The organism is Rhodococcus sp. 06-462-5 (assembly GCF_002258315.1).
Taxonomy (GTDB): domain Bacteria; phylum Actinomycetota; class Actinomycetes; order Mycobacteriales; family Mycobacteriaceae; genus Rhodococcoides.
The window spans coordinates 56,617-63,788 of sequence record NZ_NOYD01000027.1; the positions used below are offsets into that span (position 1 = coordinate 56,617).

A 7,172-nucleotide genomic window follows, 5' to 3' on the forward strand; every position below is an offset into this window, starting at 1 on the left:
TTTATCAACCAAATGGTTGACTACGTTCGGTGAGCGGCCTATTCTCGGCAAACAACACGCAGCGAGGACACCATGGACGATCGAACAGAGCAGCTCAACAGGACGTTTGCGGCCCTGGCCGACCCGACGCGACGTGACATCGTCGCTCGGCTCGCCGGGGCGGATGCGAACGTCAGCGAACTGGCCGAACCGTACGAGATGAGTCTGCAAGCGGTGTCGAAGCACGTGAAAGTGCTCGAAGAGGCCGGATTGGTCACCCGCAGCAAGGATGCCCAGCGTCGTCCGGTGCATCTCGATGCCGAGGTGTTCGGCCTGATGACGAAATGGATCGAGCGCTATCGCCAGGAAGCAGAGCAACGTTATCGACGCCTCGATGCCCTGCTGGACACCATCGCAGACGACAACACCACCGAGACGAAGGAAGTGTCATGACCACGCACGAAACCGAGATCGTCGCGGACGAGAAAGTCCCCACGATCGAGATCATCCGAGAGTTCGATGCGACGCCGGAGCGGGTGTTTCGCGCTCATATCGACCCCGAGCTGTATCGCCAGTGGGTGGGTCCGCGATCGTTGACGACCCGAATCATGAAGTGGCAGGGCCACACCGGAGGTGCGTGGGCTTTCGCCAACGACCGGGACGGTGAAGAGATCGCTGCCTTCTACGGGAGCTTCCACGAGGTGCGTGCAAACGAGCGAATTGTCTGGACCTTCACCTGGGAGGGTGCGCCCGATTCGGTGGCGCTCGAAACACTCACCTTCGAGACTCGAGACGATGGCGGTACACGGCTGAGGGTCCTGAGCGTGATGTCGGACTTCGCCTCTCGCGACGGCATGCTGTCCAGCGGCATGGACGTAGGCGTGAAGGAGGGCTACGACAAGCTCGACGAACTGCTCGGGCACAGCGCAGGTCCGGCCCAGCAGCACATGCAGGATGCAGCGCGGTTCACCGCGCTGGTCGAGTCCGCCTCGCCCGAGAACTGGTCTCGGCCGAGCCCGGTATCAGGCTGGGCTGCAATCGATGTCGTGAAGCACCTGGTCGAGTGGTCTCGCGGTTTCCTCGCCGGCGGGGCCGGTATCGAACTGCAAACTCTGGACGTCGAAGCCGACCCGGCCGCGGCCTGGACCCAGCACGTCGCCGACATCCAAGCAATTCTCGACGACCCCGCCGGCCGGATTCTGAGCAACCCGCACACCGGAGACATGCCGGTGGACAAGGCGATCGACATGTTCTACACCGCCGACGTCTGGATGCACTCCTGGGACCTGGCGAGAGCCCTCGACCGAGAGCCCGATCTGGGTCAGGAACGTTGCGCTGCAGCTCTGGAGGCCATGCGACCGATGGAACGGATGCTGCGGGACAGCGGGCAGTACGGGCCCGCCGTCCCTGTTGCCGACGACTCCGCCCCACAGGACAAACTGATGGCTTTCATCGGCCGTGACCCGGCCTGGTCACCCGGAAGCTAACTACCCACTGCTTCGAGCTGAGGTCGGATCTTGTTCAGCGAGAACTCGACCGACGCCTTCGACGGCAGGTTGATGCCAACCACAGTCGCGTAGTCGACGACAGCCAACCCGCCACCGGTGACCGCGGGCAGGGCGGTGAAGCCCGGTAGCTTCCGGAGATCGTCGCCTGTCCCACCGTTCGGCAGCACAACCACCACGTCCGCAGTGAGCGCGTCGATCCGCTCCGGGCTCAGCGTGATTCGGCCACCGGAGATGTCCGGCGAGTTCGCCAGATCCTCAGGAACACTCAGTCCGATGCTGTCGAACACCAGCGCTGCACCGTCTTCCGGATCCGCGACGACCACCAGCTGCTGCGTGTCGAAAATGAACTGCGAGAGCACCGCAGTCCTACCGGAAAGCCCCGGAAGGTCCGACGCGATCGCATCGGTGAACTTGTTGCCCTCCGCGATGATCCGGTCGGCGTCGTCCTTTCGATCGAGAATCTCCCCGAGCGTCTCGATCTGTGCCTGCCACGATTCGACGGTCGTGTCCTTGGGGAGGACCGTCGGAGCGATCTCCGGCAAGCCCTTGTAGGGATCCGCTGACGCGATGCCGGAAACCAGGATCAGGTCGGGCTCGAGCGCGGCGATCGCCTCCGTCGGTACGGCACCACCCATCTGTTCGACGGCCGCCGCGTCGAGCATGACAGCATCGTTTGCCACACCGGTCTGCCAGGGGAAGAGCTCGCGTTCGTCACCGTAGGAACCGGCGGAGACGTACCCGACGGGTTGCACATCGAATTCCAGCAGCGCGTCGACCCACTGCTGCCCAAAGGCGACGATGCGCTCCGGCGTTCCCGTGATCTGCGTCGGTCCGGCAATTGTGTCGATCGTGACGGTGCGGGCTTCGGATCCGGCGTCGTCCGCTGGCCCGCTAGTGCACGCGACCAGCGCCGATGCGGTGATCAGGGCAAGCGCATACCCCAGAGATGTCCGTTTCATGCGGCGAAATTAGCACAGGCTCACCTTTCTAGGGTGGCCTACGTTCAGAGGTACTTCTTCAGCTCCATCTTCGCGATCGACATCTTGTGCACCTCGTCCGGACCGTCGGCGAGCCGCAGCGTGCGGATGTGCGCGTACATCATCGCGAGCGGGAAGTCGTTGGACACTCCGCCTCCGCCGTGCACCTGGATGGCGCGGTCGATGATCTTCAGCGCCATCTCCGGTGCCGCCACCTTGATGGCTGCGATCTCGGTACGCGCTTCCTTGTTCCCGACGGTGTCCATCAGGTAAGCGGCCTTGAGCGTGAGCAGTCGCGTCTTCTCGATCTCGATGCGTGCCTCGGCGATCCAGTCCTGGATGTTCGAGCGCATCGCCACCGGCTTGCCGAAGGTCACTCTCGATACTGCACGGCGGCAAAGCAATTCGAGCGCACGTTCGGCCACACCGATGGTGCGCATGGCGTGGTGGATACGGCCGGGCCCCAAGCGAGCCTGGCTGATGGCGAATCCTTCACCCGGCCCCTTCAGCACGTCCTTCGCCGGCACCCGCACGTCTTCGAAGAGCACCTCGGCGTGGCCTTCGCGGTCGATGTAGCCGAACACCGGCAGGTTGCGCAGCACGGTGACACCGGGAGCGTCGATGGGTACCACCAGCATCGACTGTTGACGGTGGGTGGCCGCCTCGGGATCGGTCTTGCCCATCACGATGAGCACCTTGCAGTTCTTGTGCATCGCATTGGACGTCCACCACTTGCGCCCGTTGAGGATGAAGTCGTCACCGTCGCGGTCCATCTTCATCGCGATGTTGGTGGCGTCGGAGCTGGCCACGTCGGGCTCGGTCATCGCGAAGGCAGAGCGAATGGTGCCGTCCAGCAACGGCTTCAGGTACTTCTCTTTGTGCTCGTCGGTGCCGAAGAGCGTGAACACCTCCATGTTGCCGGTGTCCGGTGCGTTGCAGTTGCATGCCTCGGGGGCGAGCAGGCTGCGTCCCATGATCTCGGCCAGCGGTGCGTATTCGAGGTTGGTCAGACCGGGGCCCCACTCCGGATGCGGGTGGAACAGATTCCACAGTCCACGCGAGCGCGCTTCCTTCTTCAGGTCCTCGATGATCGGCGGCTGAAAGTGCGGGTCACCGGACTCGAGCATCTGCTGCTCGTACACTGCCTCGGCCGGGTAGATGTGAGAGTCCATGAACTCCAACAGATCCGACTCGTATTTCTTCGCACGGTCGGAGGTCTCGAAAAATGCCACGGTGGGCCCCTATCGGTTGTTGTCGAGCAAGCTGTCCTGGTAGCGACGCATGCCGCGCAACCACCGGTCGTAGTCGGCACCCTTGTTGCGGTACATGTCCAACACGTTCTCGTGCGGCAGAATGAGGAACTGCTCGCGGTCCATCGCGTCGAGCACCACATCGGCGACATCGAGTGGTTCGAGTACGGCACCGGCACTGAGAACCGCGGCAGTTGCCGCCGCTCCCAACGCATCTCCGGATTCACGTCCCTCGTAGAGCAGTTTGGTGTTGACACCCATCGGGCACAGGCAGCTGACGCGAATACCGCGATTGCCGTAGGTGACGTTCATCCATTCGGCGAATCCGACCGCCGCGTGCTTGGTGGTTGCGTATGTCGCCGAGCCGATCTGGGTGAGCAGACCGGCCGCGGAGGCCGTGCTGACGAAGTACCCCTCGCCGCGCTCGAGCCAGCCCGGTACCAGCAGTTGCGCGGCGCGAATGTGCGCGCGCACGTTGACGTCGAACGAGAGGTCCCAGTCCTGTTCGGTGGCGTCGAGTCCGGGTGCACCGCTGATGCCTGCGTTGGCGAAGTAGAGGTCGACCGGTCCGAATGAGTCCTCGGCCACCGCGACCAGCCGTTGGATGTCCTCTGTGTTCGACGCGTCCGCCGCAGCGGCGACGGACGTTCCCGGCCGGTCGCGCTCGATGGCGTCGACCACGGATTGAGCAGTGGTTCCGTCGAGGTCGGAGACGACGACTCGCGCCCCGTGTTCGGTGAGCCGGGCAGCGATGGCCCCGCCGATTCCGCCACCACCTCCGGTGACGATGGCGACTCTGCCTTCAACCTTCATGCCCCAGGTATAGTTGAAGTCAGTTTCAAGTTCAACCCTCGTTGCATGAACTCGCTGGTCAGGGCCCGTGCCTCAGGCCCGCGGGCGCGCCGGATCGGTGATCCATCCCGACCATGAGCCCGGATACAAGGCCGCATCGATGCCCGCCAATTCGAGCGCGAGAATCTGATGTGCCGCAGTCACCCCGGATCCGCAGTAGACGGCGACGTCCTTCCCCTCCGGCACAAGTCCACTGAATGTGCCATTGAGTACCTCCGGCGCCAGGAACCGCCCGTCCGCATCGACGTTCTCGGTCGTCGGCCGATTGACCGCACCGGGGATGTGACCGGCCACAGGATCCACCGGCTCCACTTCCCCACGAAATCGTTCGGGGGCCCGGGCGTCGAGCAAAATGTTGTTCTGCGCGAAGTCGAGCACGTCGTCGACATCGAGAATGCGGGCGAGCGATGGTCGGGCGGTGAACGATCCGGCCGCGACGATCGACGGTTCGGTACCTATCGGGAATCCGGCCGCGACCCACTGGGCGAGGCCACCGTCGAGGACCCGCACGTCGCGGTGCCCGAAGTAGCGCAGCAGCCACCACGCTCGCGCCGCGGCAGTTGCGGGACCCGCGTCGTAGACCACCACGGAGGAGTCGTTGTCGACCCCGGCACCGCGCATCGCTGCAACGAAGGTCTCCTCATCGGGCAAGGGGTGACGGCCGCGATGATTCGGGTCGTTCCTGCTGGCTCCACTCCCATGATCCGGCGGAGCAGCCAGATCGGCATCGAGGTCCACGAACTGCGCGTTCGGGATGTGACCGGCCTCGTAAGCGGCTCTGTCGCTACCGGTCTGAAGCACGAACCGAATGTCGAGGACGACCGGGCCGCGTCCCATCTCGAAGAGGTCGTGCAGTTCGGCGGCAGAGATCAGCGGCGAGGGGCTCATAAGGCTTCGACGCTAACAGCCCCGCGCCGGGAATAGCTCGGTGTCGGAGCAGGTTGTCCGCAGGCGTGACCGAAACTGCATCCACAACACAGCATCTGTCCACCGCCGGGCTCTTCGAGCCGTTCGAGGTCAAGTCGCTGAAGCTGCGCAATCGCTTCGCCATGGCCCCGATGACGCGCGCGTTCTCGCCCGACGGCATCCCCGGTCCGGATGTGGCCGAGTACTACCGCAAACGCGCTGCCGGTGGCACGAGCCTCATCATCACCGAGGGCACCTACATCCCCGATCCCGCCGCGGGCCCTCACACCCGTGTCCCGCGGATCTACGGTGAAGCCAGCCTCGAGGGGTGGAAGGGCGTCGTCGACGCTGTGCACGCCGAAGGCAGCGCGATCATCCCGCAGCTGTGGCACCTCGGGGTCGAGCGCGGCACCGAGCCTCGCCTCTTCCCGGACGTCACCACCGTGAGCCCGTCGGGGATTGCACTCGACGGTTCTTCGGTGGGTCGGGCATTCACCGACACCGACCTCGACGAACTCACCTCGCAGTGGGTACAGGCCGCGGTCAACGCGAAGAACACCGGCTTCGACGGCCTGGAGCTGCACGGCGCGCACGGATATCTGCTCGACGAATTCCTCTGGTCCACAACCAATGTGCGCGACGACGAGTTCGGCGGTTCCCTCGAAGCTCGGACGCGCTTCCCGGCGCAGGTCGTTGCCGCGATCCGCGCTGCGGTAGGCGAGGACTTCGCCATCGTGTACCGCTTCTCGCAGTGGAAGAGCAATCACTTCGACGCGCGGATCGCGCAGAATCCCGAGGAACTCGGACGCGTCCTGACTCCCCTGGTCGACGCCGGAGTGGACATCTTGCACGCCTCGACCCGTCGCCACTGGGATCCGGCGTTCCCGGAACTGGACGGCAACGACGGAAAGCTGGGCTTGGCCGGGTGGACCCGCAAGCTCACCGGCGTTCCGACGATCACCGTCGGATCGGTCGGCCTCGACTCGGTGTTCACCTCGGCATGGTCGGAGGACGCCGCATCCGGTGTCACCGGACTCGATGCACTGGTCGGTCAGTTCGAGGACAACGAATTCGATCTGGTGGCCGTCGGACGTGCGCTGCTGTCCGATCCCGAGTGGGTGAACAAGGTCGGAGACGGCCGCGTGGACGACCGCATCGAATTCACCCGCGACCACATTCAGCACCTGATCTGACGTAGCGGGTACGGGATCCACGGCAGCATCGCCTAGAACGGCGGTGCTGCCGTTTCGTCCGTGTCGGGTTGTCGGTTGTCGGGTGGGTTGGGGTAGGCGATGATTCCGGAGTTTCGGGGTGTGGTGGGGATGTGTGGTCTGAGGTCGTTGCCGAGGATGGGGACGGCTGTGCCGTTGGTGGGCAGGGTGATTCGGGTGGTCTTCGAGGTCGAGGTCCAGAGGATGGCTCCGCCGGGGAGCATGACGGCTTTCCAATAGCCGGCGGTTTTGACGGTGTGGTGGTATTCGCAGAGGCATTGCAGATTGTTGACGGTGGTCCAGCCGCCGCCGAGAGGGTTGGTGTGGTCGAACGGGTTGATGTGGTCGAGTTGGCAGCGGGCGGCGGGGCGGTGGCAGCCGGGGAAGCGGCAGTGTTTGTCGCGGAGTCGGACCGCTGCGGTGGTGAGGGCATCGGGGCGGTAGATCAGGGCGCGGTCGGTGAGGGGGTCGCGGGGGACGGATTTTCCT

8 protein-coding genes are annotated in these 7,172 nt (G+C 64.5%); 3 read left to right on the forward strand and 5 right to left on the reverse strand.

All coding sequences use genetic code 11. The features are described from left to right. The first annotated feature begins 72 nt into the window (after positions 1-72). Positions 73-432, forward strand: coding sequence for a helix-turn-helix transcriptional regulator (locus tag CH251_RS14520; protein WP_094613762.1), 360 nt, complete (start codon positions 73-75; stop codon positions 430-432). Further along, positions 429-1,466 carry a TIGR03086 family metal-binding protein gene (locus CH251_RS28140; RefSeq protein ID WP_094613763.1) on the forward strand — a complete coding sequence of 346 codons (1,038 nt, stop codon included), beginning with the start codon at positions 429-431 and terminating at the stop codon, positions 1,464-1,466. The genes CH251_RS14520 and CH251_RS28140 overlap by 4 nt, the downstream gene beginning before the upstream one ends. On the opposite strand, the gene CH251_RS14530 is transcribed toward CH251_RS28140, so the two are convergent. The 4 genes from CH251_RS14530 to CH251_RS14545 all read right to left on the reverse strand — a co-directional run bounded on the left by CH251_RS14530 (position 1,463) and on the right by CH251_RS14545 (position 5,454). Then, on the reverse strand, positions 1,463-2,446 hold the full coding sequence (locus tag CH251_RS14530) for an ABC transporter substrate-binding protein (protein WP_094613764.1): 984 nt from the start codon (positions 2,444-2,446) through the stop codon (positions 1,463-1,465). The genes CH251_RS28140 and CH251_RS14530 overlap by 4 nt on opposite strands. 44 nt (positions 2,447-2,490) lie before the next feature. Then, on the reverse strand, positions 2,491-3,636 hold the full coding sequence (locus CH251_RS14535; RefSeq protein WP_373454950.1) for an acyl-CoA dehydrogenase family protein: 1,146 nt from the start codon (positions 3,634-3,636) through the stop codon (positions 2,491-2,493). Between the two features lie 69 nt (positions 3,637-3,705). Then, positions 3,706-4,527: an SDR family oxidoreductase gene (locus CH251_RS14540; protein WP_094613766.1), complete on the reverse strand. Its 822-nt coding sequence runs from the start codon at positions 4,525-4,527 to the stop codon at positions 3,706-3,708. A 72-nt stretch (positions 4,528-4,599) separates the two neighbouring features. After that, positions 4,600-5,454, reverse strand: a complete 855-nt coding sequence (locus CH251_RS14545; protein ID WP_094613767.1) for a sulfurtransferase — start codon at positions 5,452-5,454, stop codon at positions 4,600-4,602. 65 nt (positions 5,455-5,519) lie between these two features. Between CH251_RS14545 and CH251_RS14550 the strand changes: the two genes are divergently transcribed. Next, positions 5,520-6,665, forward strand: coding sequence for an NADH:flavin oxidoreductase (locus CH251_RS14550; RefSeq protein ID WP_179273707.1), 1,146 nt, complete (start codon positions 5,520-5,522; stop codon positions 6,663-6,665). Between the two features lie 32 nt (positions 6,666-6,697). Here the strand turns inward: CH251_RS14550 and CH251_RS27535 are convergent. Next, the coding region (locus CH251_RS27535; protein WP_179275132.1) for an HNH endonuclease at positions 6,698-7,172 on the reverse strand (475 nt) is incomplete at its 5' end.

What these genes read in the sequence shown, in the direction of transcription:
- CH251_RS14520 (WP_094613762.1), top strand. Translation starts at nt 73, where the DNA reads ATGGACGATCGAACAGAGCAGCTCAACAGGACGTTTGCGGCCCTGGCC.
- CH251_RS28140 (WP_094613763.1), top strand. Translation starts at nt 429, where the DNA reads ATGACCACGCACGAAACCGAGATCGTCGCGGACGAGAAAGTCCCCACG.
- CH251_RS14530 (WP_094613764.1), bottom strand. Translation starts at nt 2,446, where the DNA reads ATGAAACGGACATCTCTGGGGTATGCGCTTGCCCTGATCACCGCATCG.
- CH251_RS14535 (WP_373454950.1), bottom strand. Translation starts at nt 3,636, where the DNA reads ATGGACTCTCACATCTACCCGGCCGAGGCAGTGTACGAGCAGCAGATG.
- CH251_RS14540 (WP_094613766.1), bottom strand. Translation starts at nt 4,527, where the DNA reads ATGAAGGTTGAAGGCAGAGTCGCCATCGTCACCGGAGGTGGTGGCGGA.
- CH251_RS14545 (WP_094613767.1), bottom strand. Translation starts at nt 5,454, where the DNA reads ATGAGCCCCTCGCCGCTGATCTCTGCCGCCGAACTGCACGACCTCTTC.